The following is a 3,289-nucleotide window of genomic DNA, read 5'->3' on the forward strand; positions in this document are numbered from 1 at the left end:
ACCGCCGCGCGCACGAACTTCACGCCGGCTTGTTTAAGCGCCACTTCCACGGCCATGTTCGTCATCAGCGTGCCGACGGCGCCATCGATCTTTCCATCGGTTGCGATCCGGTCGTTGACCAGCACGTAGAGCAATTCGTCGCCGTTGTACAAACGACCGGACGCATCGACGATCTGGAGCCGGTCGGCGTCGCCATCGAGTGCAATGCCGATATGCGCCCGATGCTCCTTCACCGCTTTCACGAGCGCGTCGGGAGCGGTCGCGCCCACGCCGTCGTTGATGTTGAAGCCATTCGGCGACACACCGATGGTCACCACCTCCGCGCCGAGTTCATGGAAGACCTGCGGCGCGACGTCGTACGCGGCGCCATGCGCGCAGTCGACTACAAGCTTCAGCCCATGCAAGTCGAAACTCGCCGGGAACGTGCTCTTGCAAAATTCGATGTAGCGGCCGCGCGCATCGTCCAGCCGGCGAGCCTTGCCGAGCAGTTCGGAAGGCGCGCAGGACATGGGTTCGTCGAGCTGCGCTTCGATCTGCAACTCGACTTCGTCAGGGAGCTTGTTGCCATCGGCGGAGAAAAACTTGATGCCGTTGTCGTAATACGGGTTGTGCGAGGCGCTGATCACCACGCCTGCGGCGAGGCGCAACGCGCGTGTCAGGTACGCGACGCCCGGCGTCGGAATCGGACCGGCCAGCATGACGTCGACGCCTGCCGCTGAAAATCCCGATTCCAGCGCCGCCTCGAGCATATAGCCGGAGACCCGCGTGTCCTTGCCGATCAACACAGTCGGCCGGTTGCCGCGTTGCGCCCACTGATCCGCACCTGCCAGCACCTTGCCGGCGGCGTACCCAAGCCGCAATACAAAATCGGGCGTGATCGGGGATTCACCCACCTTGCCGCGAATGCCATCGGTTCCAAAATATCGACGTGCCATGTTCTTGTTCGTTTCCTCGCGCTGAACGCGCTTCATCTATTTGTGTGTTGATTCGTGCATAGTGCGCGCCGTCTTGCCTTGGCGCTACTGCGAGCGGTTGGCAGCCTCCCGGACTGCTTGCCAGACCTTGAGCGCATCGGCGGTGGCCGCGACGTCGTGCACGCGGATGATCGATGCGCCCCGTTCCGCCACACACACCGCTGCCGCTACGCTTGCAGCTACCCGTTCGGACGGCTGCGTGCGGCCGGTAACGGCGCCCAACATCGACTTGCGCGACATTCCTGCCAGCAACGGCAGGTTCATGTTCACAGGCTGCGTACCGGCGAAATTCGCCAATAAGTCGTAATTATGAACCGTCACGGACTTGCCGAAGCCAAATCCGGGATCAAGACAGATGCGATTTGGCGCGATGCCGGCTTCGGACAACGTGCGCACACGTTCGTCGAAAAACTCGCGCACTTCCGCCACGACATTCCGATAGACCGGCTCGTGCTTCTGCATGGTCCCGGGTTCGCCAAGCATGTGCATTACGCACACACCGCAGGCGCTGTCCTTGACAGCATCGAAAGCGCCTTCCTGACGAAACCCCCAGATATCGTTGATCATGTCTGCGCCGGCAGTCAGTGCGGCACGCATCACGGCAGGTTTGTAGGTATCGATGGAAAGCGGCACGCCAGTTGACCGCAATGCCTCGATCACCGGGATCACGCGCTCCAGCTCCTCGTCCAGCGGCACGGGTGGCGCGCCGGGGCGCGTGGATTCGCCGCCAATATCGAGGATATCGGCGCCATCGCGAACCATCGTCTCCGCTTGAGCCAACGCGGCATCACGTGCGACAAACCGGCCGCCGTCTGAAAACGAGTCCGGCGTGACGTTCAATATTCCCATGATGAGCGGACGCTCGAAGGTGAGCGTGAATCGGCCACACGTGAGGGGGTCCGCGACGGTTTGCATGGCTGTAGCTAAATAGGTGTTGCTCAAGACGGTGATCTCAAGAAACAAAAAGGGCTGGTGTGAACAACACACCAGCCCTTCGAAACTACTCTGGAATCACGTCAGGCAGAAGCAGGCGCTGTCGTGTTACCCGGCTTGACTTCCGCACCGGTATTGCCGCCACCAGCAGACGGATCGCTCGACGGCGGCGGCAGGTTCTTCGGCGGCCGCGGCGGACGACCGCCCATGATGTCGCTGATTTGCTCTGCGTCGATGGTTTCCCATTCCAGCAGCGCCTTCGTCATGGATTCGACCTTGTCACGGTTGTCTTCCAGCAGCTTGCGAGCGAGACCGTATTGATCGTCGAGAATCCGGCGAATTTCAGCATCGACCTTTTGCTGCGTGGCTTCGGATACCGTCTTCGACGCCATCTTGCCGAACATGCCGTCCTGCTCGGTATCGACATATACCATCGTGCCAAGCACATCCGACATGCCGTAACGCGTCACCATGTCACGTGCCATCTTGGTCGCGCGCTCGAAGTCGTTCGAGGCACCCGTGGACATGGAGTTCAGGAACACTTCTTCCGCTGCACGGCCGCCGAAAAGAATGGCGATTTCCTCGAGCATCTTGTCGCGATACAGATTCACGCGATCGTGTTCCGGCAACTGCCACGTGATTCCCAACGCCCAGCCACGCGGCATGATGGAAACCTTGTGCACCGGATCTGCGTGAGGCAGCAACTTCGCCACCACTGCGTGACCCGACTCGTGATAGGCCGTATTCCGGCGCTCTTCTTCGCGCATCACAGCTGACTTGCGCTCCGGACCCATGAAAATCTTGTCCTTCGCGTCCTCGAAATCTGCCATCTCGACAATACGCTTGCCGCGGCGCGCTGCGAACAGCGCAGCTTCGTTCACGAGATTCGCCAGATCGGCGCCCGAGAAGCCCGGCGTACCCCGTGCAATCACCGAAGCATCGACGTCGTTCGAGATCGGCACCTTGCGCAGGTGCACCTTCATGATGTGTTCGCGACCGCGAATGTCCGGAAGACCGACATAAACCTGACGGTCGAAACGGCCTGGACGCAGCAACGCCTTGTCCAGTACGTCAGAACGGTTGGTCGCAGCGATCACGATCACGCCAGAGTTCGCTTCGAAGCCGTCCATTTCAACAAGCATCTGGTTCAACGTCTGTTCGCGTTCGTCGTTACCGCCGCCCATGCCGGCGCCACGATGACGGCCCACAGCATCGATTTCGTCGATGAACACAATACAAGGCGCATGTTTCTTCGCCTGTTCGAACATGTCGCGCACCCGTGCGGCGCCAACACCCACGAACATTTCCACGAAGTCAGAACCCGAGATGCTGAAGAACGGTACCTTGGCTTCGCCAGCAATGGCGCGCGCCAGCAGCGTCTT

General features: G+C 60.5%; 3 protein-coding genes. All 3 read right to left on the bottom strand.

What is annotated here, in order from left to right:
* Positions 1–935, bottom strand: a 935-nt coding sequence (glmM, locus tag ACFFAR_RS28765; protein WP_375508965.1) for a phosphoglucosamine mutase, incomplete at its 3' end; no start/stop codon positions are given.
* 84 nt (positions 936–1,019) lie between these two features.
* Positions 1,020–1,889, bottom strand: a complete 870-nt coding sequence (gene folP / locus ACFFAR_RS28770) for a dihydropteroate synthase (RefSeq protein ID WP_174365411.1) — start codon at positions 1,887–1,889, stop codon at positions 1,020–1,022.
* A gap of 101 nt (positions 1,890–1,990) precedes the next feature.
* On the bottom strand, positions 1,991–3,289 hold a 1,299-nt coding region (gene ftsH / locus ACFFAR_RS28775; protein WP_375508966.1), incomplete at its 5' end, for an ATP-dependent zinc metalloprotease FtsH.

This window comes from uncultured Caballeronia sp. (assembly GCF_964243625.1).
In the GTDB taxonomy this organism is placed as follows: Bacteria; Pseudomonadota; Gammaproteobacteria; order Burkholderiales; family Burkholderiaceae; genus Caballeronia.

Excerpts from the sequence above, each read along its gene's own strand:
- folP (WP_174365411.1), bottom strand. The coding sequence starts at position 1,889 with ATGCAAACCGTCGCGGACCCCCTCACGTGTGGCCGATTCACGCTCACC.